22 protein-coding genes and 1 pseudogene are annotated in these 26,988 nt (G+C 44.8%); 15 read left to right on the top strand and 8 right to left on the bottom strand.

Annotation, left to right across the window (positions count from 1 at the left end; translation table 11 throughout):
* Nucleotides 1-56 precede the first annotated feature (56 nt).
* The 5 genes from L4B77_RS03130 to tatC all read left to right on the top strand — a co-directional run bounded on the left by L4B77_RS03130 (nucleotide 57) and on the right by tatC (nucleotide 3,850).
* Nucleotides 57-662: a ubiquinone biosynthesis accessory factor UbiJ gene (locus L4B77_RS03130; RefSeq protein ID WP_429748413.1), complete on the top strand. Its 606-nt coding sequence runs from the start codon at nucleotides 57-59 to the stop codon at nucleotides 660-662.
* Complete coding sequence (ubiB, locus tag L4B77_RS03125; RefSeq protein WP_429748411.1) at nucleotides 659-2,293, top strand: ubiquinone biosynthesis regulatory protein kinase UbiB; 1,635 nt, start codon at nucleotides 659-661, stop codon at nucleotides 2,291-2,293. Before L4B77_RS03130 ends, ubiB begins: the two co-directional genes overlap by 4 nt.
* A 54-nt stretch (nucleotides 2,294-2,347) precedes the next feature.
* On the top strand, nucleotides 2,348-2,602 hold the full coding sequence (tatA, locus tag L4B77_RS03120; protein ID WP_429748409.1) for a Sec-independent protein translocase subunit TatA: 255 nt from the start codon (nucleotides 2,348-2,350) through the stop codon (nucleotides 2,600-2,602).
* A gap of 3 nt (nucleotides 2,603-2,605) precedes the next feature.
* Nucleotides 2,606-3,013 (top strand): Sec-independent protein translocase protein TatB, encoded by a 408-nt coding sequence (gene tatB / locus L4B77_RS03115; protein WP_261838544.1) that lies wholly within the window; start codon nucleotides 2,606-2,608, stop codon nucleotides 3,011-3,013.
* Between the two features lie 84 nt (nucleotides 3,014-3,097).
* Nucleotides 3,098-3,850, top strand: a complete 753-nt coding sequence (tatC, locus tag L4B77_RS03110) for a twin-arginine translocase subunit TatC (protein WP_261838545.1) — start codon at nucleotides 3,098-3,100, stop codon at nucleotides 3,848-3,850.
* A 186-nt stretch (nucleotides 3,851-4,036) separates the two neighbouring features.
* Here the strand turns inward: tatC and L4B77_RS03105 are convergent, their stop codons facing one another.
* On the bottom strand, nucleotides 4,037-4,798 hold the full coding sequence (locus L4B77_RS03105) for a TatD family hydrolase (protein WP_429748406.1): 762 nt from the start codon (nucleotides 4,796-4,798) through the stop codon (nucleotides 4,037-4,039).
* Nucleotides 4,799-5,006: 208 nt separating this feature from the next.
* Here L4B77_RS03105 and hemB point away from each other — a divergent pair, with 208 nt between their 5' ends.
* From hemB to spfP, 4 genes and pseudogenes are all read left to right on the top strand, one after another.
* On the top strand, nucleotides 5,007-6,050 hold the full coding sequence (hemB, locus tag L4B77_RS03100) for a porphobilinogen synthase (protein WP_261838547.1): 1,044 nt from the start codon (nucleotides 5,007-5,009) through the stop codon (nucleotides 6,048-6,050).
* Between the two features lie 77 nt (nucleotides 6,051-6,127).
* Nucleotides 6,128-6,561: pseudogene (locus tag L4B77_RS03095) on the top strand (GNAT family N-acetyltransferase).
* Nucleotides 6,562-7,238: 677 nt separating this feature from the next.
* A complete protein-coding gene (polA, locus tag L4B77_RS03090) occupies nucleotides 7,239-10,037 on the top strand; it encodes a DNA polymerase I (RefSeq protein ID WP_372039443.1) in 2,799 nt (932 codons plus the stop codon).
* A 192-nt stretch (nucleotides 10,038-10,229) separates the two neighbouring features.
* Nucleotides 10,230-10,277 carry a small protein SpfP gene (gene spfP, locus L4B77_RS20255; protein WP_438356636.1) on the top strand — a complete coding sequence of 16 codons (48 nt, stop codon included), beginning with the start codon at nucleotides 10,230-10,232 and terminating at the stop codon, nucleotides 10,275-10,277.
* 247 nt (nucleotides 10,278-10,524) lie between these two features.
* Here spfP and L4B77_RS03085 read toward each other — a convergent pair whose 3' ends face one another.
* Entirely contained in the window at nucleotides 10,525-11,142 is a 618-nt protein-coding gene (locus tag L4B77_RS03085) for a GTP-binding protein (RefSeq protein WP_429748403.1), read from the bottom strand.
* A 218-nt stretch (nucleotides 11,143-11,360) separates the two neighbouring features.
* Entirely contained in the window at nucleotides 11,361-12,020 is a 660-nt protein-coding gene (yihA, locus tag L4B77_RS03080) for a ribosome biogenesis GTP-binding protein YihA/YsxC (RefSeq protein WP_261838551.1), read from the bottom strand.
* 148 nt (nucleotides 12,021-12,168) lie between these two features.
* Between yihA and L4B77_RS03075 the strand changes: the two genes are divergently transcribed.
* From L4B77_RS03075 to hemN, 5 genes are all read left to right on the top strand, one after another.
* Nucleotides 12,169-12,786 (top strand): c-type cytochrome, encoded by a 618-nt coding sequence (locus L4B77_RS03075; protein ID WP_429748400.1) that lies wholly within the window; start codon nucleotides 12,169-12,171, stop codon nucleotides 12,784-12,786.
* 553 nt (nucleotides 12,787-13,339) lie between these two features.
* Nucleotides 13,340-13,978, top strand: a complete 639-nt coding sequence (locus L4B77_RS03070) for a class I SAM-dependent methyltransferase (RefSeq protein WP_261838553.1) — start codon at nucleotides 13,340-13,342, stop codon at nucleotides 13,976-13,978.
* Entirely contained in the window at nucleotides 13,978-14,535 is a 558-nt protein-coding gene (yihI, locus tag L4B77_RS03065) for a Der GTPase-activating protein YihI (protein WP_261838554.1), read from the top strand. The genes L4B77_RS03070 and yihI overlap by 1 nt, the downstream gene beginning before the upstream one ends.
* Before the next feature lie 6 nt (nucleotides 14,536-14,541).
* Nucleotides 14,542-15,030 carry a DUF2489 domain-containing protein gene (locus tag L4B77_RS03060; RefSeq protein WP_261838555.1) on the top strand — a complete coding sequence of 163 codons (489 nt, stop codon included), beginning with the start codon at nucleotides 14,542-14,544 and terminating at the stop codon, nucleotides 15,028-15,030.
* A gap of 267 nt (nucleotides 15,031-15,297) precedes the next feature.
* Nucleotides 15,298-16,689, top strand: coding sequence for an oxygen-independent coproporphyrinogen III oxidase (hemN, locus tag L4B77_RS03055; protein ID WP_261838556.1), 1,392 nt, complete (start codon nucleotides 15,298-15,300; stop codon nucleotides 16,687-16,689).
* A gap of 103 nt (nucleotides 16,690-16,792) precedes the next feature.
* On the opposite strand, the gene gepA is transcribed toward hemN, so the two are convergent.
* From gepA to glnA, 5 genes are all read right to left on the bottom strand, one after another.
* Nucleotides 16,793-19,342: a phosphodiesterase GepA gene (gene gepA / locus L4B77_RS03050; protein ID WP_429748396.1), complete on the bottom strand. Its 2,550-nt coding sequence runs from the start codon at nucleotides 19,340-19,342 to the stop codon at nucleotides 16,793-16,795.
* Between the two features lie 108 nt (nucleotides 19,343-19,450).
* Nucleotides 19,451-20,854, bottom strand: coding sequence for a nitrogen regulation protein NR(I) (glnG, locus tag L4B77_RS03045; RefSeq protein ID WP_429748394.1), 1,404 nt, complete (start codon nucleotides 20,852-20,854; stop codon nucleotides 19,451-19,453).
* Nucleotides 20,855-20,965: 111 nt separating this feature from the next.
* The gene (glnL, locus tag L4B77_RS03040; RefSeq protein ID WP_261839662.1) at nucleotides 20,966-22,042 is read right to left on the bottom strand and encodes a nitrogen regulation protein NR(II); all 1,077 of its coding nucleotides are present in this window, start codon (nucleotides 22,040-22,042) and stop codon (nucleotides 20,966-20,968) included.
* A 167-nt stretch (nucleotides 22,043-22,209) separates the two neighbouring features.
* The gene (locus L4B77_RS03035) at nucleotides 22,210-22,773 is read right to left on the bottom strand and encodes a DUF4124 domain-containing protein (RefSeq protein ID WP_429748392.1); all 564 of its coding nucleotides are present in this window, start codon (nucleotides 22,771-22,773) and stop codon (nucleotides 22,210-22,212) included.
* A gap of 226 nt (nucleotides 22,774-22,999) precedes the next feature.
* On the bottom strand, nucleotides 23,000-24,409 hold the full coding sequence (gene glnA / locus L4B77_RS03030; protein ID WP_429748390.1) for a glutamate--ammonia ligase: 1,410 nt from the start codon (nucleotides 24,407-24,409) through the stop codon (nucleotides 23,000-23,002).
* Between the two features lie 564 nt (nucleotides 24,410-24,973).
* Here glnA and typA point away from each other — a divergent pair.
* A complete protein-coding gene (gene typA, locus L4B77_RS03025; RefSeq protein WP_429748388.1) occupies nucleotides 24,974-26,806 on the top strand; it encodes a translational GTPase TypA in 1,833 nt (610 codons plus the stop codon).
* Nucleotides 26,807-26,988 lie beyond the last annotated feature (182 nt).

Genomic DNA, 26,988 nt, shown 5'->3' with positions numbered 1-26,988 from the left:
AATAAAGACAGAACGGATAGGTTAAGGCTTATCCGTTTTCAAAGGTAAGGACAGTCATGCCATTTGATCCATTGGTCACCGCGGTTATTGAAACCTCTTTAAATACTTTCGTGAACGATGATCCAGCCTTGGTTCGTCGTTTGTCTCGTTTAAAGGGGCAGATCATTCAAGTTCATTTGAAAGAGTTGAACAAAACCCTCACTTTCGTTTTCAGTCAACAAATTGATGTGTTGTCGGAATACGGAGGGCAACCGGATTGTTACCTATCTTTGAATCTATCAGTACTGCCGGAACTGCGTGAACAATCGAACATCACTAAACTGATCAAGCAAGATAAACTGATTTTAGACGGTGATATTCAGTTGGCTCAGAAATTTGCACAATTGATGACAGACTGCAAGCCTGACTTGGAAGAGTGGCTATCGCGTGTGACGGGTGATGTAATTGCTCATACTTTGGTACAAGGCGTTAAAAACGTCGGTGGTTTTGTGTCTCAGCAAGTAACGAAGCATCAACACCACCTTGCTCAGGTATTAACCGAAGAGTGGAAAATGGCACCAGCACCATTGGAAGTAGCACATTTTTGCGATCAAGTTGATGACGTAAAAAGCTCTGCTGCTCGCCTTGAAGCCAAATTGAACACGTTGTTGGAGAAAGCATGACCCCAACAGAACTGAAACGTCTTTATCATATTATCAAAGTGCAGTTGGAATACGGCCTTGATGAATTGATGCCGGAACACCAGTTGACTAAAGCCCCTTTGTTGGCGAGAAAGTCTCTGTTTTGGCTGAAGAATAAGCATCAAGATAAGGCGTTAGGTCAGCGTTTGCGTCTTGCTTTACAAGAGTTAGGGCCTGTGTGGGTCAAGTTTGGTCAGATGATGTCAACGCGTCGGGATCTGTTTCCTCCTCACATTGCCGATCAACTGGCGTTATTGCAAGACCAAGTGGCACCATTTTATGGTCAATTGGCTAAGCGAGATATGGAAAAAGCCCTCGGTGGTAGCCTCGATAATTGGTTTACCGACTTTGCTATTGAACCCCTGGCTTCGGCTTCTATTGCTCAGGTGCATACTGCGAAACTGAAAGAGAGCGGTCGTGAAATTGTCCTTAAGGTCATTCGCCCTGATATTCGTCCTGTGATTGATGCAGATCTAAAACTGATGCACCGAATGGCGCGTATAGTCGCTAAATCTCTTCCTGAAGCACGTCGTTTGAAACCCGTTGAAGTCGTTCATGAGTACGAAAAAACGTTACTTGATGAATTAGACCTACGCCGAGAGGCAGCAAACGCGATTCAATTGCGACGTAATTTTGAAGGCAGTGAAGAGTTGTATGTTCCAGAGGTTATCCCTGATTTAAGCAGTGAAACCCTGATGGTGTCGGAACGAATCTACGGTATTCAAGTCTCTGATATTGAAACGCTAAATGCCAACGGCACCAACATGAAATTACTGGCTGAGCGCGGTGTGACGGTATTTTTCACTCAGGTGTTTCGCGACAGCTTTTTTCACGCAGACATGCATCCAGGTAACGTATTCGTTAACCCAGAAAACCCAGAAAACCCTCAGTGGATTGGTTTGGATTGTGGCATTGTTGGCACACTCAACAGCGAAGATAAGCGTTACTTAGCTGAGAACCTGTTGGCGTTCTTTAATCGAGATTATCGCAAAGTGGCTGAGCTTCACGTCGATTCGGGTTGGGTGCCACACGACACTAATGTCAACGATTTCGAATTCGCGATTCGTATGGTGTGTGAGCCGATTTTTGCAAAACCACTTGGTGAGATCTCATTTGGCCATGTGTTGCTAAACTTATTTAATACAGCAAGACGTTTTAACATGGAAGTTCAACCTCAGTTGGTGCTTCTGCAGAAAACGTTGTTGTATGTGGAAGGCCTTGGTCGTCAGTTGTATCCACAGCTGGATTTGTGGGCAACGGCTAAGCCTTTCCTTGAAACTTGGATGATGAATCAGGTGGGGCCGCAAGCTGTGATCAACGCAGTTAAAGAGCGTGCACCATTTTGGGCAGAAAAATTGCCCGAGCTGCCAGAGTTACTTTATGACAGTTTGCGCCAGGGTAAAGCGATGAACCAAAGAATGGATCAGCTATATCAAGGTTACCAAGATAACAAACGCCAACAAGCGACTGGAAAGTTTTTATTTGGTGTTGGAGCCACTTTAGTCGTATGCTCCGCAATATTAATTTCAAGCCCTTATGAGCAGCTATCTATGGGCGGTGGCATCGCAGGTGTCGCATTTTGGCTGCTAAGTTGGCGAGCTTACCGTCGATAGACCGTAGACTCTCCTAATATTTTTTATGTGTAGACAGACCCGAGGACAATGACAATGGGTGGTATCAGTATTTGGCAACTTCTAATCATTGCTGTAATTGTAATTTTGCTATTCGGTACTAAGAAACTACGTGGTATGGGTGGTGACTTAGGCTCAGCAGTGAAAGGCTTCAAAAAAGCGATGAGCGAAGACGACAAGCCTGCAGATAAGAAAGATGCAGACTTTGAACCTAAGAACATTGAACAGCAGAAAACAGCCGCGAACGCTGAGACAGGTGCTGAAACAAAGAAAGACAAAGAGCAGGCATAAGTCGTGTTTGATATCGGTTTTTGGGAACTGGTATTAATATCTGTCGTTGGGTTAGTGGTTTTAGGGCCTGAGCGTTTGCCGGTTGCGATTCGTAGTGTCTCCAAATTTATTGGGCAAGCGAAAAGCATGGCAAACAGTGTGAAAGATGAACTTTCTCACGAGCTTAAGGTACAAGAGCTGCAAGAAAACCTACGTAAGGCGGAAAAAATGGGAATGGAAGATTTATCTCCAGACCTAAAGGCATCGGTGGATGAACTCAAGCAGGCAGCTGCTGAGGTTCAACGTCCGTATGCTAAGCCCGAGTCTGATAAGCTAAGTGAAACTGAATCTAGTATCACCGAAACTGCGGAGCCTGAAGTTATTCAGGTCAACAGCGAAGCCTCAGCACCGTCAGATAAGAAAGCCGAATAGTTTCGCTATCAAGAGTCACCAGATACTTGTGTTGATGAGTATACCGGTGGCTCCTTTTCGATCTTCCTGTTTAAGAGGTTTGACATGTCTTCGACTGAGCAGACACAGCCTTTAATTAGCCATCTTTTGGAACTGCGTAATCGCTTATTGCGATCGATTGTCGCGGTTCTGGTTGTCTTTGTTGGGCTAATTTATTTTGCTAATGATATTTATGAGTTCGTCTCAGCCCCTTTGGTCGATCGATTACCTGAAGGTGCGACGATGATCGCAACCGATGTTGCGTCACCATTTTTTACACCTTTAAAATTGACCTTAATCGCGGCTATTTTTCTCACGGTTCCGTTTATTTTGTATCAGGTGTGGGCCTTTGTTGCGCCGGGTTTATACAAACATGAAAAGCGCTTGATCATGCCATTATTGGCTTCAAGTTCATTGCTGTTTTACTGTGGTGTCGCGTTCGCTTACTTCATTGTATTCCCGTTAATATTTAGCTTTTTTACTGCTATATCATTGGGTGGCGTCGAGTTCGCAACAGATATATCAAGTTATCTTGATTTTGTACTCGCGTTATTCTTTGCCTTTGGTATCGCTTTTGAAGTGCCTGTCGCGATTATCTTGTTGTGTTGGACTGGGGCGACGACACCAAAAGCATTGGCTGAGAAGCGTCCATACATTGTGGTCGGGGCGTTTATTGTTGGTATGATGCTCACGCCACCTGACATGATCTCGCAAACACTGTTGGCTGTTCCAATGTGTATTCTGTTCGAGATTGGTCTGTTCTTCGCGCGTTTTTATGTACGCAAATCAGATGCTGATGAAGAAGAAGCGGAATCGTAATTCTACAGTGAGAGCATCGTCGTTAGTGCTCTTTAGCAACAATCACCCAATAAAAAAGCGACCTAGGATTCGGGTCGCTTTTTTACTTTTCTTCATTATCGACGTTGTCAGTGTTGTGAATGGTGACACATCCACATCACTTAGCTTTCTCAAATGAATTCAAAACACTTACTGATTAGTGAATGTTCACAATTTAAATAATCGCTTAGCGTTTGCGGTAGTTATGTTTTCGACTTCTTCAAGAGACATTCCACGTAATTCGGCGATGCGTTTTGCCACCAATTCTGTGTAGGCTGGCTCATTGCGTTTGCCGCGATTGGGTGTTGGTGCTAAGTAAGGGCAATCTGTCTCTAGGATGACGTAATTCATATCTAGGTGTGGGATTACCTTATCCATCCCCGAGTTCTTAAAAGTCGATACGCCGCCTAAACCTAAATGAAAGCCTAGCTCGTTGATCGCTTGAGCGTCCTCTAAGCGGCTGCCAAAACAATGGAACACGCCGCGTAAACTGCCATCTTGTTGTTTACGAAGTAGGGCCAGTGTCTCTTCAATGGAATCACGAGTGTGGATCACCACGGGTAGATCGAGCTCTTTTGCCCACTGCAGTTGAGTCACAAACGCCATCTCTTGTTCAGCCTTGTAGGTTTTATCCCAGTACAAGTCGATACCAATCTCACCCACCGCGATAAAGTCATGTTTATCGAACCAAGCGCGAATGGTTTTCAGAGTTTGCTCGATATTCGCATCCACATAACAAGGGTGTAAGCCCACCATTGAACGGCACACGTCAGGAAACTGAGCTTCCGTCGCTAACATGGGTTCGATAGATTCTAAATCGATGTTCGGCAATAAAATGGTATCAATCCCTTGAGCCAGTGCGCGCTGCACCACTTGTTCGCGGTCTTCATCAAATTCACTCGCGTAAATATGAGCATGGGTGTCGATCATTGTTTTATCCTGAAAGCGGTCTTTACTGAGTTGCCATGAGTATACGGCAGTGTGAGTATAAGGTCATTTTTTGCTATTTATCGCTGTTTTTGAGTGGGTTTCATATTTTACTGCTAGCGTCCTGAGCCATCAGTGATATGCTTTTGCCTGTATTTAGCACTTTTCATATCTAAGTATTTCGGTACTTAGACTAGGCAAGGAGAATCTAGTGTCTGTTTCAATTCAAGGTCAATTTCCAGGTCGCCGTATGCGCCGCATGCGTAAGCACGACTTTAGCCGTCGCCTAATGGCAGAAAATCAATTGTCTGTGGATGATCTGATCTACCCAATGTTTATCCTAATGGGTAAAGACCGTCGCGAGTCTGTAGAGTCCATGCCGGGGGTTGAACGCCTGTCGATCGACCTTATGCTTGAGGAGGCAGATTACCTTTCTAAGCTGGGTGTTCCTGCGATCGCTCTATTTCCCGTTGTGAATCAAGATGCTAAAAGCTTGTGTGCGGCTGAAGCCCATAACTCTGAAGGTTTGGTACAACGTGCCGTACGGTCATTAAAAGAGCATGTGCCAAACATGGGTGTGATTACAGACGTCGCGCTAGACCCGTTTACGACACATGGCCAAGACGGCATCATTGATGAAAATGGCTACGTGATGAATGATGAGACGACGGAAGTCTTGATCAAGCAAGCATTATCACACGCTGAAGCCGGTGCGGATGTGGTTGCTCCGTCAGATATGATGGACGGTCGTATTGGTAAGATCCGTGAAGCGTTAGAAGAAGCGGGTCATATTCATACTCAGATTATGGCGTACTCTGCGAAATACGCATCGTGCTACTACGGCCCATTCCGCGACGCAGTCGGCAGTAGTTCGAACCTGAAAGGGGGTAACAAGAAGAACTACCAAATGGATCCTGCGAACAGCGATGAAGCGATTCACGAAGTTGCGATGGATCTTAATGAGGGTGCGGACATGGTGATGGTTAAGCCTGGCATGCCTTACCTAGATATCGTGCGCCGTGTGAAGCATGAACTGCAAGCGCCGACATTTGCATACCAAGTGTCTGGTGAGTACGCGATGCACAAAGCGGCGATTCAAAACGGTTGGCTTAAAGAGCGTGAAACCGTCATGGAGTCACTGCTGTGCTTTAAGCGCGCTGGTGCGGATGGCATTCTCACTTACTTTGCTAAAGATGTGGCTGAGTGGCTTGCAGAAGACCATGCACAAGCCGCAGAGCACTTAAAAGAAAAGTAACCGTGTAGATCTCACTTAAGTGATCAGTAAAAGGGTTGGCCATTGTGCCAGCCCTTTCGTTTATGAGGATGGATAAGATGTCAGTTGTCGTACGTGAAGGCTCATTAGAAGAGGTTGTTTCTGTTGTTGAAAAGATCCCCGAGTTTGCCAAAAAAGAGAGTGTAACGTCTTTATCTGAGCGCTTAGCGGGTAAAAAAAGTTTGATCCTCGTTGCTGAAGAAGCTGGCGTGCTGCTTGGTTTTAAGATCGGCTATGAATTGGATCAAGATGCTTTTTACAGCTGGTTGGGTGGCGTGTCACCGCTCGCGAGGAAAAAAGGCGTTGACAGGCACAATTAGATGCTCAGGAACAGTGGGCACAACAACAGGGTTACCAGCAGTTAAAAGTTAAATCTCATAACCAGTTCCCCGCGATGTTGCGTCTGTTATTGAGAAACGGTTACCGAATCGAAAAACTTGAAGAAAAAGAAGATATTAATGACCATAGAATCCATTTTTTGAAGCAAATTTGAGCGCTGTCGTTAACGGCACATGAGTTAAATGATATTCATTATTATTTAACTGTTGATTATTAAGTGAGAATCATTATTATTAACCTTGTCTTAGGGAGTGAAGGGATGTTCACAAGGATGTTAAGTAGTTAGGTCTCGACTTGGTGACTTAACAGAATTCTCGCGAACTTGTACTCAGTTCTTTTTGACACGACATTGCTCACATTGCTTCCAGTGTAATTTATAGCTTTTAGGTCAAGCTGCGGTATTCAATTTGAAGGGCTTTACCATTTTTTGCTAGGCGACATCTCCGGGTGTCGCTTTTTTATGTCTCAATTTCAACAAGATGCATATTTAGTAGCACATATTTTTATGAATAAAACGTCATCAGTTTTCTTTTCCACAATCCAAGATCGTAAAAAGATCGTTGATCACCTGTTCGATCTATAAATTTATTATTTATTTTCAGTGGTTTAGTGGCGTTTTGTTGTTTGTTATGCCTAGTTTTCAACAAGGTGGGTAAATAATATAAACAGAGTTATCCACAGAACGCTTATGTCTAAGAACAAAAAATAACAATAAATCGATGATATCCAACACAACCGAGTCAACGGATGCGGATCGACAACGTAGAATCCAACCAACAGACGTGGCATTCTTAACAGATAATTTCTGTACTGACTGGATACACAAACATTATGGCTCGTATTCCTGATAATCCATTGATTCTGATCGATGGCTCTTCTTACCTATATCGCGCGTTCCATGCTTACCCTGGTACCATGAGCAATGGTGAGATCCCAACCAACGCTGTCTACGGTGTCGTTAACATGCTGCGCAGCATGATGCGTCAATTTGCTTCTGATCGTATTGCGGTGATTTTTGATGCGAAAGGAAAGACGTTCCGTGATGACATGTACCCAGAGTACAAGGCAAATCGTCCACCGATGCCAGATGATCTTCGTTGTCAGATTGAGCCTTTGCACAATGTGATTCGCGCAATGGGTTTGCCACTTATCTCTATTCCCGGCGTTGAAGCGGATGATGTGATCGGTACGCTGGCTTCTCAAGCTTCTGCGATGGGTATGCCTGTGCTGATTAGTACCGGCGATAAAGATATGGCGCAGCTTGTCGATGACAACGTTACTCTGATCAACACCATGACCAACGTAGTAATGGATCGTGAAGGCGTGATTGAGAAGTTTGGCATCCCGCCAGAGCTGATTATCGACTACCTTGCGCTGATGGGCGATAAAGTCGATAACATCCCAGGTGTTCCGGGTGTCGGTGACAAGACTGCGACGGCTCTGCTGCAAGGCATTGGTAGTATCGAAAAGTTGTATCAAAATCTTGATGATATTGCCGCTCTTGGCTTCCGTGGTTCGAAAACCATGGCTAAGAAGCTGATTGATAATAAAGCCAACGCTGAGATGTCTTATGAGCTTGCAACAATCAAACTGGATGTTGAGCTTGAAGAGACGCCTGAGTCACTCGTAAAAACTCAACCAAACACCGATGAGCTAATTAAGCTATACGGTCAACTGGTCTTCAAATCTTGGCTAAACGAGCTGCTTGAAGGCGGCAGCGGTGTGGTTGAAGCGGATGAAAGGACTGGTGCGGTGCGCAGCAATGCTTCTGCAACAACGTCTACAGCAGAGATGAATACGTCTGCTGTGACCATTGATCGCAGTAACTACGAAACGATTCTCGATGAAGCGTCATTCAATGTTTGGCTAGAGAAACTGAAAGTGGCTGAAGTGTTTGCTTTTGATACTGAGACAGACAGCCTAGATTACATGGTGGCGAACCTCGTTGGTCTGTCATTCGCGACCGAAGAAGGCGTTGCCGCTTACGTACCGGTTGCCCATGATTACCTAGATGCACCACAGCAGCTGGATCGCGATTGGGTACTAGAACAGCTTAAGCCGATTCTTGAAGATGATGCACAAGCGAAAGTCGGTCAGAACCTGAAGTACGATATGAGCGTGCTAGCACGCTACGGTATCGAGATGAAAGGCATCAAACACGATACCATGTTAGCGTCTTACGTTTTCAATAGCGTAGGTGGTAAGCATGATATGGACAGCCTAGCGCTGCGTTTCCTACAGCACAGCTGCATTTCATTTGAGCAAATCGCAGGTAAAGGTAAGAAACAGCTGACTTTCAACCAGATTGAGCTGGGTGAAGCGTCGCCATACGCGGCAGAAGATGCGGACGTGACACTACGTCTTCATAACCGTTTGATGGAAAACATTGAACAAGATGAAAAGCTAAAAGCCATCTATGAAGACATTGAAGTGCCGCTGATCCCTGTTATGTCTCGCATTGAACGTACTGGCGTATTCATTGATGACATGTTGCTAGGTGCTCAATCGCAAGAGATTGCGGTTCGTCTGGATGAGCTAGAACAGAAAGCCTACGAGATTGCAGAGCAAGAGTTCAACATGAACTCGCCAAAACAGCTGCAAGCGATCCTATTTGAGAAAATGGGTCTGCCTGTTATCAAGAAAACGCCATCAGGTGCCCCTTCAACCAACGAAGAAGTGCTGCAAGAGCTGGCTCTTGATTACCCGCTACCTAAGCTGATCATTGAGTATCGTGGTCTTGCGAAACTCAAGTCTACCTACACAGATAAACTACCGAAGATGATCAACGCTGAAACGGGTCGTGTTCATACGTCTTATCACCAAGCGGTGACAGCAACGGGTCGTTTGTCTTCGACCGATCCAAACCTACAGAACATCCCAATTCGTAATGAAGAAGGTCGTCGTATCCGCCAAGCATTCGTTGCACAACATGGTTGGAAGATTCTAGCGGTCGATTACTCTCAAATTGAATTGCGTATCATGGCGCACCTTTCGGGTGATAAAGCGCTTCTGGAGGCATTCCAACAAGGTAAAGATATCCACGCAGCGACGGCGGCTGAGATCATTGGTGTTGATATTGAGCAGGTCACGACGGAGCAGCGTCGTCGTGCTAAAGCCGTTAACTTCGGTCTTATCTATGGCATGAGTGCCTTTGGCTTGGCTAAGCAACTGGGTATTCCTCGTGGCGAAGCACAGCACTACATGGATACTTACTTCGAGCGTTACCCTGGTGTAATGCAGTATATGGAAGACACACGCAGTGCAGCGTCAGAACAAGGCTTTGTAGAAACCATTTATGGTCGTCGCCTGCATCTTCCTGAAATTCAATCTCGTAATGGCATGCGTCGTAAGGCGGCTGAACGTGCGGCAATCAACGCGCCAATGCAAGGTACAGCGGCAGACATCATCAAGAAAGCAATGTTGTTGGTGGATGAGTGGATTCAAGCGGAAGGTGATGGTCGTGTGAAACTACTGATGCAAGTACACGATGAATTGGTCTTTGAAGTTCAAGAATCTTCTTTAGCCGAAATTGAAAGTAAAGTACAAGAATTGATGGAGTCAGCCGCGGATCTAGCCGTACCGTTAGTTGCGGAAGCGGGTCACGGTGACAATTGGGATCAAGCCCACTAATCAATTTTTGACCTTATTACCTAAATTAGTATGAGCCAGTGCACAAACACTGGCTTTTTTTGTCTAAAATAAAGTTGGGCCAAAATAAGAATTTAGGTGTTTTAATAAAACATTCATGAAAAAAAACTACAAAAATTGTTTTCATTTCTGAGCAGTTGTTGTACATTAAATCTCGTAGGGTACAGAGGTAAGATGTTCTATCTTTCAGACCTTTTGTTTCACGTTATTGGATTAGGCTGATTCAGCCGCCCCAGCCAGCATTTGGCTGGGGCGTTTTTTCTTGTGCGAAAGAAAAATGTCCAAGCTATTCGTTTCCTCCCCATTATTCTGCCTTTTTAATGCCTTTGCTTGTTCTTTTTCAACACCTCAATTCACACTCAATTTATCCTAATTCTGGAATTCGATCAGGAATTAGTAATTTAAATCCACATTCAGACTGGTTGCTTTGAATTGTGAAATAACTTTTATGTTACAAGTGCATCATCAATCATTGATCAACAGCGTTTTCTTTATTTGTATATTGAGTCGGTGAATGCTCAATGTGATCCATTATTTGTTGTTGCTTCTCGGTGCTGTATTTCAGAGCTTCGGCGGTGATCTGGATGGATTGTGCCATCGAAGAGATATTGTTGGTCGCTTTCACTAAGGTTTGCTGCATGGGTTTCAGGATAAGTAGATAGATGGCGGTTAAAGCGATAATAATGACAGCGATGACGGCGGCCAATGCAATGATGATTTTGGTCTGGATATCATCCAACAGAACTTGACTGGTTTGTTTGAAGGCGCGTCGAGATTGGTCTATGGCTTGTGGTAGTTGATGGAGTGATGTCTTGGTAGAGGTCGCAAACTTGTTGATGCTTTCAATGGTTTGATTGAGGGCTTGTTGTTGGTCGCCACTTAGGTTGGGGTTGTTGACTATCGCTTGTAAAGATTGCGATATCACCTCAAGAGACTCACTCGCATCTTGGGCGTACTTTTCCATGCCATCTAAGTCTAAGGTCATATCGACATTGATCAGTGGGGCTTGTTCTTGTTCTGCTTCAGAGGCAAATCCTGTCAGTGAGACCAGCATAAGTGCAATGATGGCCAATGGTGTTTTCCACATGAGTATTCCTTTCTCATTGTTCTGATTATTTAGATGTGTCTTTTAGTATGGTTCACTTCTATTGGTTTTAGTGGCTAAATCCGATCTTTAACACTAAAAACTTAGGCTTAACTCACTAATTTTTGGGCAAAAAAATACCCCACCTATATAAGGAGGGGCATTGATAAGGCTAAATCACGTGTTGTCAGTGCTCTAACCTATAGCGATAAGTAGAGGAATTACTCTGAGTCGTTGTGCTCTTCGTCCGCTAACTCATCAATGATTTGATCAGCAAGTGCTGGGGCAAACCACTCATCCATCTTGGCACGCAGTTGGTCTACGCCGATGCCCTTCATTGAAGAGAAGACATCCACCGCAACATCACCACCGAAAGATTTTGCATCGTTACGGACCTTTAGGAGCTGTGCTTTACGGGCGCCACTCTTCAGTTTATCCGCTTTTGTTAACAACACCTGTACTGGAATGCGGCTATCGATAGCCCAGTAGATCATTTGTTGGTCAAGGTCCTTCATAGGATGACGGATATCCATCAACACCACTAAACCTTTTAGGCTTTCACGTCTTTGTAGGTATTCGCCTAGAGACTTCTGCCATTTTTTCTTCATCTCAAGCGGTACTTGAGCGAAACCATACCCAGGTAAATCGACGATATGACAGCCATCGGTAACCTTAAATAGGTTAATTAGCTGAGTTCGACCTGGGGTTTTACTGGTTTTCGCCAAACTTTTTTGGTTTGTCACGCGGTTTAGCGCGCTTGATTTACCAGCATTGGAGCGTCCTGCAAACGCAATTTCGATCCCTTCGTCTTCTGGTAAATGACGAATATCAGGTGCACTGGTAATGAAATGCGTGTTTTGATAATGAATTTTTACGCTCACTGTTAACTCCATCTCGACTTTGTGTAGTCGATTGATTACTTTTTTGTGAATTTGTGTAAAATAACTGTGCTCGGCATAAGGCCGCCTATTGTACCATGAGTGGCAACATAGAGTGGTATTGGAAGCTTGATAATTATAATGGAATGTCATGAAGAAATTAGCGCTAATTTTGAGTATTTTAGCCAGCTGCTCTGTATGGGCTCAAGGTAGTATTGAAGCTGGTAAAGCCAAATCACAAACCTGTGTTGCCTGCCACGCTGCTGACGGCAACAGTCTGATCACTCAGTATCCTAAGCTGGCAGGTCAACATGAGAGGTATCTAGATAAGCAATTAAAAGAGCTTAAGCTCGGTATGACGAGTGGTGGTAAGCAAGGTCGTTATGATCCCGTCATGAGTGCAATGGCGATGCCTTTGTCTGAAGAAGATATGGCAGACCTAGCGGCATACTATGCTTCTCTACCGATTTCGAGTAACTCTACACCTGAAAATGTTGTCAATGAAGGCAAGGTTCTTTACACAGCAGGTGACGCAGAACGCGGCTTAACGGCGTGTATTGCTTGTCACGGCCCACGTGGTAATGGTACCGAACTTTCTGGTTTTCCTAAAATTTCAGGCCAACACGCTGATTACATCAAGGCTCAACTTGAGAAATTCCGCGATGGTAACCGTAATAACGACATGAATGCGATGATGCGTGATGTTGCTAAAAAGTTAACGGATGCAGATATTGACACCTTATCGAAGTATGTTGGTGGTTTACACTAATTTGTCGGCCTCTTGCTCTTAGCCTGAGTTAAGGCATGTACGTTGGAGCAAGATTGAAGAGACGCCCCGATCAGTCATGGTCGGGGCGTTTTCATTTGTATTATTACGCATGCATTCTGTTTTTGTACTTCATCCACCAATGTACCAGCGATTGTTGTCGAAAGTGTGAAGTTGCGCTCTTGTCGTCTTTTTGTAACCGGGTAAAGTAACGGCCATCAGCTAGGAGCTGACTTAGATACGGATGGTCATCTAGTCTAACGGTATAGACAGAAACGGATCAGGCTAGGATAGCCCAGCAACAAGGTGTTAGAAAAGGATAGCCAAAACTCATCAGGACGATGAACAACAAACAAATTTGGCATGGAAAGCACCAATAACAAATGGAGATTTGTGTACCAAGTTGAGTATGCAAATTTTGGCCGATATAGGCAGATTTAGAGAGCGATAGGTTTTCCCATCGCTTTTTTTATTGATTTGATGAAAAAACACTCAATACCTCTCCACTATAAACTCAGTTTCTGGTATGTTTCGCATCCCTGTTTAAGGATGTGCTATGTATACTTGTCCCTTATGCCACCACCAAGGCGTGAATCACTATTTTGAAGACAAACGCAGAGCCTATCTGCAGTGTCAGCAATGTGAACTGGTATTTGTTAAACCTGAACAAAGGTTAGAAGCAAAAGAAGAAAAAGCACACTATGATCTCCATGAGAACGATCCTAGTGATGCAGGTTATCGCCGTTTTCTATCTCGCATCGCGGATCCACTAACAAACAAAATTTCATCTAACTCACACGGGTTGGATTTTGGTTGTGGCCCAGGCCCTACGCTATCTATTATGTTAGAAGAAGCCGGACACACCATGGAGTTGTACGATATCTATTACCAGCCAGAACCCTCTGTGTTGGAAAAAACGTATGACTTTATGACTGCCACGGAGGTGATAGAGCATCTTTATCACCCAGACAAAGTGTGGCAGCAATGGTTGAATTTAGTTAAACCCAAGGGCTGGATTGGTCTTATGACTAAGCTAGTAATAGACGTAGACGCGTTTGCTGGTTGGCACTACAAGAATGACCCGACACATGTCGTCTTCTTTAGTCGTCAAACATTCCAGTTTTTGGCAGAGCGGGATAAGCTCGAACTAGAATTTTTTGGAAATGATGTAATTTTACTGAGGAAAGTGCAGTAATGGGTCGTAGTAAGAAATCAAGAAAGCCGGGAGCACTTGGCGCTCCGGAACCTATGGTTACTCGTAACCGTAGTGAATCTGATGTTGAAGGTCGTGAACGTAAGCGGGTTAAAAAGCGTAAAGGCTTGAAGTCTGGCAGCCGTCACTCAGATGGTAGCGAAGCAAAACAGCGTAAAGCTGCACAAGCTCGTGACCCTCGTTTAGGCAGCAAGAAAAAAATCCCGCTTATCGTTGAACCGGCGAAGAAGCCGACGAAACAAGAGCGCAAGCTATCTAACGAACAAGAGTTAGAGATGCTTGAGAATGATGCTCAACTGAACATACTACTCGATCGTATCGAAAATGGTGAAAACCTAGGTGCCGGTCTGCAGAAGTTTGTTGATGAGAAACTTGATCGCATCGAACATCTAATGGGCCGTTTAGGTCTGCTAGAGCCAGAAGACGATGAAGAAGAGATGTTCGAAGAAGCACCGGTTGCCTCGAAGAAGAAAGCAAGCTCTGACGAAGACTTGCTATCTCAATTTGAAGATTTCGACTTAGACAGCTTTAAAGGTTAATAGCCAATGAACGTAACCTTATTAGCAATTGCTGGTGGAATTATCATTCTCGGCTTGGGCTCTTACGCAGGTTACCTTCTACTTCAAGTGAAGAAGCAGACGGAGTTGCAAAAGCAGCATCAAGCACTTGCTATTGAAAAACGTAACGCGAAGATTTACGAAAACGTAAATACTTTGTGCTTAGCGGGCATTCAAGGGCAATGTGACTTACCTGAGATCAGTATCCGAGTGTGTATCATTATGGATAATGTTCAGGGTGATGAGCGTGTTGACTTTGATTCTGAGTATCCTGCTCTTTCTGAGCTGTACCATATCGTAAAAGATATGGCTCGCGGAGAGGCAAGACAGGCACTGACGAAGAAAGCACGCATGCAGCAGAATCTCACTCGCCATAAGGCAGAGACTCGCTTGAATGATGCGGTTATCGAGGATTTGAAAAGGTTGCAGGAGAAGGTTAAACCTCTCAACAACCAAATCAACATTCAGATGATCTAGTCGCTGAGACTTTTAAATTTAGAGGCTTGTTTAATACACCTTACCCTTGTGGATAGGGTTAAATGAGCCTTCTTACCTTTTGCGCCTTTTTATTTCGGTGCATTGTTAGTGATCAAGCTAGCAGTTCTGAGCTTTTATCTGAAAAAAAGATTTTGTCTTGAAACGGCCTAATCGGTCGTGTGGCAAAATAACCCGTCTATATTTTAATGTATGTAAAATGATTTGAGAGACCTTAGGTTCTCGCGGATCTTAATTGGAAGTACCGCTATGTCGAGCAAGCCATTAACAACGAATCAGCAAATCGTTTGGGATCAAGAGATCTTAAATAAGTACAACTATTCGGGACCTCGCTACACCTCATACCCAACGGCGTTGGAGTTTCATGAAGCGTTTACCGTCGCGGATTACGACATGGCGTGTGCGCAATACCCTGAGCGTCCACTCTCTCTTTATGTGCATATTCCGTTCTGTCATAAACTTTGTTACTACTGTGGCTGTAACAAAGTGATTACTCGTCACTCGCATAAAGCGGACGAATACTTAGATGTGATTGAGCACGAAATTCGTCAGCGAGCTTTTTTGTTGAATGGTCGTGAGGTGACGCAGCTGCATTTTGGTGGTGGTACTCCGACATTTTTAACCAAAGCGCAAATTACTCGCTTGATGATGATTCTGCGTGATGAATTTAATTTTACAGCTGATGCTGAAATCAGTATTGAAGTGGACCCTCGCGAGATAGAGTTAGACGTATTGGACCACTTGCGCAGCGAAGGCTTTAACCGTCTCAGCATTGGTGTTCAAGATTTCAATAAAGAAGTACAAAAGCTGGTTAACCGTGAGCAAGATGAAGCGTTTATTATTGCCATGGTTCAACGTGCGAAAGAGCTAGGGTTCCGTTCGACGAACCTAGATTTGATCTACGGATTGCCCAAACAAACTCAAGCACTGTTTGCTGAAACATTGAAGCAAGTACTTGAAATGAAACCGGGTCGCTTATCGGTCTTTAACTACGCACATATGCCACAGTTGTTTGCAGCTCAACGCAAAATCAAAGATGAAGATCTGCCAGAAGCGAAAGAGAAGATGGCGATCTTACAAGATACTATTGAGACGTTAACCGGTGCGGGCTACCAGTTCATCGGCATGGATCATTTCGCACTACCTGAAGATGAGCTAGCGGTTGCACAGCGTGAAGGCATTCTGCATCGGAACTTCCAAGGCTATACCACCCAAGGGGAAGCGGACCTCATTGGTTTCGGTGTTTCGGCTATCTCTATGGTGGGGGATGCTTACGCGCAAAACCAAAAAGAGTTGAAGAAGTATTATGCTCAGGTGAATGACCTACGACATGCACTTTGGAGAGGGGTTTCTCTTGATGGTGATGATCTATTACGTAGAGAAGTGATTAAACAGCTTATCTGTAACTTTAAGCTTGATAAAACCATGATTGAGTCTGAATTTTCGGTGAGCTTTAATGATTACTTCAAAGAGGATTTGGCACTACTGCAAACCTTCATTAACGATGAGTTGGTTGAAGTCGATGACAAAGCCATTCGCGTGACTTTGCGTGGCCGTTTGTTGATTCGTAATATCTGTATGTGTTTTGATAAATACCTACGAGCCAAAGCGCGCCAGCAACAATTCTCTCGTGTGATCTAATGGTTTGAGCGAAAATCGAGACATAAAAATGCCAGCATTCCGCTGGCATTTTTGTTTCTGGGCTTAGTGAATCCCATTATTTTCTTGAGTTCGACTGTGCTTTTTAGGTGTTTTTTTGGATATTTGTTAGATTGGCTGGCCATTGTTCAAATGGAACTGGTCGACTGTATAAGAAGCCTTGTGCTTGTGGACATTGTAGCTGCTTTAGCAATTCAGCCTGCTGTTGAGTTTCAACCCCTTCTGCAACTAGATTGACCTTAAAGCCCTTAGTTATGTTGGCGATTGCCGCAACGATAGAGCGGTCTATCCCCTCTTTATCCAGCTTGCTGACAAAGCTGCGATCAATTTTAAGACAATCAAATGGCAGTTTCTGCAAATAAGCCAACGAGGAATATCCGGTGCCAAAATCATCAATTGCAATCGAGATCCCCAGCGATTTTAGAGCCAGCATGTTGTCGATGATCATTGGATCATTATCGATGATGCGTGACTCGGTGATTTCCAATGTGAGATTTTTAGCGGGTAACTTGGTCTCATTCAATGTGCTTTTGACAAGCTCAACGAAGCCGCTCTCTGTGAGTTGGTCGACGGAAAGATTAACGTGAATCGAGAAGTCTTCACTCCATTTTCCTGACTCAATCGCGATTGCGGTATCGCGACAAGACTTATGCAGAATCTGCTGACCAATATCGTAGATGAGCCCGCTCTCTTCCGCGAGAGAAATAAATTCGATCGGTGAGATCACCCCTTTGTCTGTTATCCAGCGAGCTAATGCTTCAGCCCCTATGGTTGAGCCTGATTCAAGGTCAATAATCGGCTGATAAAAGGGTTCGAATTGTTGCAGCTCGATAGCGTTATTTATACGAGCAAGCATTTTGGTTCGGTGCTTAGAGGCTTTTCTCATTTCTGGGTCATAGATGCAGATGCTAGCTTTATCTTGTTTTGCGTTGCTTAACGCAATGCTGCTATTTCGCAGACATAATGTGATCTCTTGGTCGCTAGAGACGTTAACCACTCCAATAGAAATCTTGATGACAACACTCTCAGACTCCATAGCAAATGGAGAGGAAAACGTCTGAACTAATCGGTTGGCGAGTATCTGCACGTCAGCCTCTTGGATGATGTTCGGTGCGTAGATGGCGAACTCATCACCGCCAGTGCGGGCCAAGAGGTACTCTGAAGGTAGTGTTCCTCTCAAGCGTGCCGCAGCGATGATCAGCAGTTGGTCGCCATTTTGGTGGCCTAGGCTGTCATTAATATCGCGAAAACGATTAATACCCACTAAATACAGGGTACCTTTTTCGATTTTGGCTTTTTTCTTTGCGGCATCAATAAAGCCTTCACGACTGTATAGCTTGGTTAACGAGTCATAGGTAAGTTGAGATTGTAACTGTTGGAACGATGCTTTTAAGTTTTTGGCCATCTCATTGAAAGCTTCGACTAACATACTGGTTTCGTAGATATTGCTTGGCTTTGGCATGTTGCCGTCCCAATCTCCCTTAGCGAGGCGTTTCGCTGCGTCGGCTGTGGAAGTGATGGGCTGGATAATACGATTAAAGGCAATTAACCCTGCGACGATCCCAATACAACTCAGTAATAATCCAAGTAACCAGCTATTTCTTTGCTTATCTGGTAATTCACCGAGTAGGTTGCTTTCAGGGATCGACATCCCAATAAACCAAGTGAGACCGTATTTATCTTTATAAGGGGTGATCTGATTGAAATAGTGTTCACCATCCAGAGTAAAGTTGAAATGTTGTATTTCCATGTTTTCAAGTAAAGAGTTTCTATCTACGTAGCTGGCGCTCTTTTGTATTATTGGATTAGCACTCTCTATCGCTAATAAACGTTGCCCTTTATTGGTTCTACCTGTCCCCCAAGAGACAACACTGCCGCCTCTAGAATGTGCGATTAAACGTTGTTGTTGGTCAATAATATAGACAGAGGCATCAGTTTTACTTTTTAGGTTTCTTAAGAATGCATTAAAGGTATTGATCTTGATGTCACAGACAATCACGGCTTTAAACTCGTTGTTGTCATAGACAGGAGCGAGCGCTGATAGGGTGATCTCTTGACGTTCATCTGCATTGGCGTAAATCGGTGACCATGATGCTTTTTTTTCTGCGACAACAGGGGTGTACCACGGACGAACTCTTGGATCGTAATCTGAAATCACCGACCGAATGTCTTCACTAATTTTGCTGCCACGGTAAATGACCAACTGATCATTGGTGCGTTCGTCTTGCACCATCAAGGTGTAGCCTTTGTTGGCTTCTTTACGGAAACCGACGTAGTTACCATCTTCTGAACCAAAGCCAATCACATCCACTTGAGAAGTAGTCTGAAAGTGCTTGGAGAACTTATAAAGAATATAGTCTTGGACTTTGCTGAGGTTTCCCGCTTGATAAAGGTGATGGTAGCCTATGTTTTGGCTGAGCGAGAGATTGGCTTCAAACGGTTTTTCTAAAAACTCAGAGAGGCTTTGATTTACGTTGTTTGTGAGTGATATTAACCGGCGTGCGCTAATATCACTCACCATTTCTTTGTAACTTTGTTTTTGAGTGAAAACCATTACACCCATAGTGATTAGAAAAATCATCACGAAGGGCAGAACCACGGCGGTTCTCAGTGTGATTTGTGTTCTCAAGGACATCTTTAGTTACAATTTGGCCAGATACTGTACTGCAATTGTACCGACACTATGCTAGCCAAGCGAACCTTTTTTTCTTAAAAATCAGATGCATTGAGAATCATATAAGGTCTAGTACAGTTCTTTAAGCTTGCGAGTTAGGGTATTTCTTCCCCATCCTAAGACTTTAGCGGCATCTTGTTTGTGTCCATTGGTATAGTCGAGCGCAGCCTCGAGCAGTATGCGTTCAAACTCAGGTAGAGCATAAGTCAGCAGCTCTTTCTCTCCAGAATCAAGCTCACACTTTGCCCAATTTGCAAGCTGTTGTTGCCAGGTCTCTCCCGAACCTGAAGCGGGCACGACTTTCTCTTCTAATAGCTCTGGTGGTAGATCCGAAGGCAGTATTTCACTGCCACTGGCCATAACGGTCAGCCAGCGGCAGATATTCTCGAGCTGACGCACGTTGCCTGGCCAATTTAGTTGATTCAGTTTTAGAATGGTATCGGGATGCAGTGTTTTCATTTCCACACCGAGTTCTTCAGCGGCAGAGGCGAGAAAGTGATGAGTCAGCTTTTCGATATCTTGTTTACGTTCACGCAGTGCCGGAATATGAATTCGAATGACATTGAGTCGGTGGAAAAGGTCTTCACGGAAGCTACCTTCCTGGACTAATCGTTCGAGATCTTGGTGGGTTGCTGCGACAATGCGAACATCGACCTTAACCGCAGAATGACCACCGACACGATAAAACTGACCGTCGGAAAGCACACGCAGAAGGCGTGTCTGAATATCGAGTGGCATATCGCCTATTTCATCAAGAAAGAGCGTGCCGCCATTGGCCTGCTCAAAGCGCCCTTGGCGAACGCTGTTAGCGCCAGTAAAGGCGCCTTTTTCATGACCAAACAGTTCAGATTCGATAAGGTCTTTGGGAATCGCGGCCATATTAAGGGCAATGAAGGGCTTTTTCGCTCTTGGGCTATGACGGTGCAGAGCGTGCGCCACTAACTCTTTACCGGTACCTGATTCACCGTTAATGAGAACGGAAATGGATGAGCGAGACAAACGGCCAATGGCTCGGAACACTTCCTGCATCGCTGGAGCTTCACCAATAATTTCTGGGGCGTTGCTGTCTTCGGCGACTTCGCTGGCTTGTTCGCGTTTCTGCTCATGACTATGCGCAATCGCTCGCTCGACTAAGGTCAATGTTTCATCGATATCGAATGGCTTTGGTAGGTATTCAAAGGCGCCTTTTTGATAAGCATTCACTGCCGCATCGAGATCAGAGTGCGCGGTCATAATGATCACGGGTAGCTCGGGGGATCGTTGATGAACCTGGTGAAGCAGTTCAATTCCGTCAATACCGGGCATTCTAATGTCAGAAACCAGTACATCAGGGGTTTCACGCTCAAGAGCAAGTAACACGCTCTCTGCGTCCGCAAATGTTTCGCACTTGATATCCGCAGATGAAAGTGTTTTTTCTACTACCCAGCGAATAGAGCTGTCGTCATCGACGACCCAAACGTATCCCTTACTCATAATTTTATTCCTTTGCAGCTAAATCTATGGTGATCATCATTGTTGTTTTTATTTTTCGGTCGTCGTTTTGGCTTATCAGGCTCGCTTTTCAATTAGGAAATGTAGCTTCAGTTATATTGGTAAATAAATCGTGAATGTGGTGTTACCGGGCCAACTCTCAACGTCAATTTTTCCATTGTGTTGATCGATCAGGTTTTGAGATATCGATAACCCTAATCCAGTGCCACCTTCTCGTCCGCTGACCATTGGATAAAACAGCGTATCTTTTAATTCATCGGGGATGCCCGGGCCGTTATCGCTGATCTCAATTCGCGCGGCGAGCTTATGTCGCTGCCCATGAATGTTAGCTTGATGCACCGTTCTGGTGCGAATGGTGATTTTTCCTGAATCTTGAGCTTTCAGAATCTGCGCGGCATTACTCACAATATTGAGCATGGCTTGCTCTACCTGTGCAGAATCCATCAAAATTACGGGGAGGCTAGGATCGTAATCTCGTTCAATAACGAGTGTAGACTCCGATTCGAGCTCGACAAGCTGCCTGACTTTTTCAAGTATTTGGTGAAGGTTCTCTTCTGACTTGGTTCCTGGTTTTTGTGGGCCAAGCAAGCGGTCGACTAAGGCTCTTAAACGATCGGCTTGTTCAATGATTATCTGGGTATACTCATTGAGAGACTGATCGGGCAGCATTTTTCCAAGCAACTGCGCTGCACCTCTTAGGCCCCCGAGCGGATTTTTTATCTCATGTGCTAACCCGCGCACCAACAGCTTAGCCGCTTGTTGCTGAGCGTGTTGGTTGAGCTCTTGGCTGAGGCGTCTTTGCTGATCTATCTTGCGCATCTCAACCAATAGCAGTGTCTCTCGCTGCCAAGATATTGGGCTAACCGTAACTTCAAGCATCAGTGGGCGGTGATCAACAACGAAGGTCACGTCACTGTCGGTAATGCTCTGGCCACTTTGGAGAGGCTGCGTTAGAAGCGCCAAATCCAATGAGGCGTGTTGGATAAGTTGGCTTAGTGGATGATCAACGATGCGTCGTGCGCTCTGTGAAAAGAGCTGTTCAGCTGCCGGATTGGCGTATCGGACATACAGTTGTTCATCGAGCATCAACGTCGAAGTCACCATATTATCGAGAATGGCGCTGGAAAGATGCTCTGTCTCTATGCTGTCACTTTTGGCTGATCGATTCACAATTTCGTCCTTGAACGGGGGTTTTCTCACTGCACCAAACTGGTGCGAAGCTAAGTTCAAGTATGGCGCATATCCATTCGAAGCTAAAGATAATTCATTAGAGTCACTGAAAGCGGCTTCGGTTAGATGAAAAGTAGAAGTCATTCAGTCTCTTTTGACACATTGGCCTACTTGAGCGTCGCCCGATGTAAATACACGGTGACTGGACTAGTAGATGCAATAAGCTTGCCGCTTCGATGAGCTTGAATTGCAATGGTGTGAGTGCCTCGATCGATGCCTTTTAATTCCCAATACGGTAGGGTCTGTGGGGCGCCATAGCGACGGCCATCAAACATCAATTGTAATTGTTCACCTATACCAAGTTTTCGGTTGAGCTCTACCTGAATCGGGATTAAGCCGCGGTTGCTACGAATGGTTTGTTCATGAACGGGAGTCAACATGGTGAGGGCTAATTGAGTGGGAACCTCACGCTCTGTGGCTTCTGTTTCTGGCTGGGTTTTAGCTGGCAGTTTAGTTGTAGAGGAACCTGCGGCGTCAACCGGAGTCGAGGCCTCAAATTTAGGAGCAGGTGCTGAAGCTTGCACATCTGGCAGGCGAAGAGCCTCGGCATCTTGAGCGCTAGGGTTATCACTGAAGTGGAGCACGCCATCTTGATCTACCCAGGTATACACCGTTTGAGCAGAGCATGAAAGGGCGACTGTTAACCCAATAAGGAACAGTATATTTTTCATATCTTTAGCCTCTTTTCACCGTTAGGTGATTCCACGTTTGGCGTTGATTTTTTTATTGATTTTATTGTGTGTAGCGCGATAGCCTTTGAGGGCTTTTGTTTAAGGTATGTTACGAGGAAGTGAAGGTTGGAAGAATATAAAAAAGGCCCGCCTGCGAGGCGAGCCTAATATTTAGTCAGCGATTCTTACAAGGTTGCAGTAAGAACTAGCTTATCTCTCCTGAAGATTAAACTGAGTAGTACAGTTCAAACTCAAGTGGGTGTGTCGCCATGTTCACACGTTGTACGTCGTCAGATTTCAGAGTGATGTAAGAATCGATGAAATCGTCAGAGAATACGCCGCCAGCTGTTAGGAACTCACGGTCTTCGTTAAGCGCTGCTAGCGCTTCTTGTAGAGATTCTGCAACGGTTGGGATTTCAGCTGCTTCTTCTGCAGGAAGGTCGTATAGATCTTTATCCATCGCTTCGCCTGGGTGAATCTTGTTCTTGATACCGTCAAGGCCAGCCATCAGCATTGCTGAGTAGCATAGGTATGGGTTAGCTGCTGGGTCGCCAAAACGTAGTTCGATACGACGCGCTTTCGGGCTTGGTACTACTGGGATACGGATAGAAGCAGAACGGTTACGTGCTGAGTAAGCCAGCATTACCGGTGCTTCGAAACCAGGTACAAGACGCTTGTACGAGTTCGTTGATGGGTTAGCAAACGCGTTGATTGCACGAGCGTGCTTGATTACACCACCGATGTAGTAAAGTGCCAGTTCAGATAGGCCGCCGTACTTGTCACCAGCAAACAGGTTAACGCCGTCTTTTGCTAGAGATTGGTGAACGTGCATACCAGAACCGTTATCACCAACGAGTGGCTTAGGCATGAATGTCGCTGTCTTACCAAATGCGTGAGCAACGTTGTGTACAACGTACTTGTAGATTTGAGTCTCATCCGCTTTTGCTGTTAGCGTGTTGAAGCGAGTTGCGATTTCGTTTTGACCCGCAGTTGCTACTTCATGGTGGTGAGCTTCAACAACTAGGCCCATTTCTTCCATTACTAGACACATTGCGCTGCGGATGTCTTGAGATGAATCGACAGGAGCGACTGGGAAGTAACCGCCTTTAACGCCAGGACGGTGACCTTTGTTACCGCCTTCGATGTCAGAACCTGTGTTCCAAGCGGCTTCAACGTCATCAATCTTGAAGAAAGCACCAGACATGTCATTTGAGAATTTAACATCATCAAATAGGAAGAATTCTGGCTCTGGACCAACTAGAACTGTGTCTGCGATACCTGTAGAACGTAGGTACTCTTCAGAACGTTTAGCGATAGAACGTGGGTCACGGTCGTAGCCTTGCATTGTTGCAGGCTCTAGGATGTCACAACGGATGTTTAGCGTTGCGTCTTCTGTGAATGGGTCCAGTACAGCAGATGCTGCGTCTGGCATCATTACCATGTCAGATTCGTTAATACCTTTCCAACCAGCTACTGAAGAGCCGTCAAACATTTTGCCTTCTTCGAAGAAGTCTGCATCAACTTGGTGAGAAGGAATAGAGATATGCTGCTCTTTACCTTTTGTATCAGTAAAACGTAAGTCGATAAATTTAACTTCGTTCTCTTGGATCAGGGATAGTACATTTTCTACTGACATCTTGGATAACCTCCAGTGTTATTAATTTTGTATTAGCTCGATTCGGTTGAAACTAGCATTGATTAATGTCTATAAGTGCATTAATCGATGCTGATTTACCTATAGCCAAAAACGTGCCAAAAAAATTATTCCATTAACTTCAATGATTTACTTATTTTTTGATTGGACCTAATCTGGTTTTTGCACCAAAATGATCTCTAGTTGCACCTTGTTGGTGCAGGCGCTTGTCTGTGCACCAATGTGAGACATAAGCGAACACCATTCAGCAATGAATTGCCTAAGTTGTCAATCCACTTTTGTCATTTTGCGGGAGTTTTGCTTCGTTACTCGCGGGGGATGCGGTTTTTAGAGTCCGACGAATTTGTCTGCTCAACACGGTGCCTAATCAAAGTTAAGCGGATAGGCATTGCTAGTCAAAGAAAAAAGCTTTGGTTCAGATCACATATTTCTGGGTTTTTGTCTAGAATCTGGTATATTATTGACCGTTTTTTAAATCAAGCTAGCGGTTATTATCCAAACTTTTGAGATAAGTGACGGCTACTTTTATGAGTGAATCGAGAATCCATGTCTACTCCACAGATTGATAAGTTAAGAAATATCGCGATCATCGCGCACGTTGACCACGGTAAAACGACTTTGGTTGATAAACTACTACAACAGTCAGGCACTCTTGAGTCTCGTGGTGAAGCTGAAGAGCGTGTCATGGATTCGAATGACATCGAAAAAGAGCGTGGCATTACCATTCTTGCTAAGAACACAGCAATCAACTGGAATGATTACCGCATCAACATCGTAGATACTCCGGGACACGCGGACTTCGGTGGTGAAGTTGAGCGTATCATGTCTATGGTTGACTCTGTTCTGCTTATCGTTGACGCAGTTGATGGCCCAATGCCTCAAACTCGTTTCGTAACGCAAAAAGCATTCGCACACGGTCTTAAGCCAATCGTTGTAATCAACAAGATTGACCGCCCAGGTGCTCGTCCTGATTGGGTTATGGACCAAGTATTCGACCTTTTCGATAACCTTGGTGCGACTGATGAGCAACTAGACTTCACCGTTGTTTACGCTTCAGCTCTAAACGGTTGGGCAACAATGACTGAAGGCGAAACTGGCGAGAACATGGAACCATTGTTCCAAGCTGTTGTTGATACCGTAGAAGCACCTGCTGTTGACCTTGACGGTCCACTACAAATGCAAATTTCGCAACTTGATTACAGCTCTTACGTCGGTGTTATCGGTGTTGCTCGTGTTACTCGTGGTTCGGTTAAGCCAAACCAACAAGTCACTATCGTCAATGCTGAAGGCAAAAAACGTAACGGTAAAGTCGGTACTGTACTTGGTTACCTAGGCCTTGAGCGTCACGAAGTAGAACAAGCTAACGCTGGCGACATCATTGCAATTACCGGTCTTGGTGAACTGAAAATTTCAGACACTATCTGTGACGTAAACAATGTTGAAGCAATGGAACCACTGTCTGTTGATGAACCAACAGTAACAATGACGTTCCAAGTAAACACTTCTCCGTTCGCGGGTAAAGAAGGTAAGTTTGTTACTTCACGTAACATCCTTGAGCGTCTTGAAAAAGAATTGGTTCATAACGTTGCACTGCGTGTTGAAGAAACTGACAGTCCAGACCGTTTCCGCGTATCAGGCCGTGGTGAGCTTCATCTTTCTATCCTGATCGAAAACATGCGTCGTGAAGGTTTTGAGCTAGCAGTATCTCGTCCAGAAGTAATCATCAAAGAAGAAGATGGTCAGAAAATGGAACCGTTCGAAACGGTTACTATCGATGTCGTTGAAGAGCACCAAGGTGCGATCATGGAAAGCATCGGTCTACGTAAGGGTGAGCTAACAGATATGGCACCAGATGGTAAAGGCCGTGTTCGCATGGACTTCATGATGCCTTCTCGTGGTCTTATCGGTTTCCAAACTGAATTCCTTACAATGACGTCTGGTTCTGGTCTTATTTACCACTCGTTCGATCACTACGGTCCACACAAAGGCGGTATCATTGGTCAGCGTAACAACGGTGTTCTAATCTCGAACGCAACAGGTAAAGCTCTGACTTACGCATTGTTCTTCCTTCAAGCTCGTGGTCGTCTATTCACAGAACACGCGGATGAAGTTTATGAAGGTCAAGTAATCGGTATTCATAACCGTTCAAACGACCTGACAGTTAACTGTCTGAAAGGTAAGCAACTAACGAACGTTCGTGCATCGGGTACTGATGAAGCACAAGTTCTTTCGCCACCTATCCGCCACACTCTAGAGCAAGCTCTTGAGTTTATCGACGAAGATGAACTAGTAGAAGTAACGCCACTAAACGTACGTATCCGTAAGAAACTGCTTACTGAAAACGAACGTAAACGTGCAGCACGTCCAGCTAAGGCTTAATTGCCCGCTGACTCGCTTCTAGCCATAAGCAATACGTTTTAGAATAAGTAAGAAAGCCCCGAGTAGCCTAGCTGCTCGGGGCTTTTGTTTTATGTGCTATTGGAGTAGATAGGGGGAAAAGAGATGTGAAGAGCATTCAAGTATTCGTCATCCTCAAGAGGGAGGAACGACCGAGTTGGGGA

This window comes from Vibrio minamisatsumaniensis (assembly GCF_050337445.1).
GTDB classification, from domain to species: domain Bacteria; phylum Pseudomonadota; class Gammaproteobacteria; order Enterobacterales; family Vibrionaceae; genus Vibrio; species Vibrio artabrorum.
The sequence above is the reverse complement of the archived record's forward strand: the minus strand, read 5'-3'. Positions and strand labels throughout refer to the sequence as shown.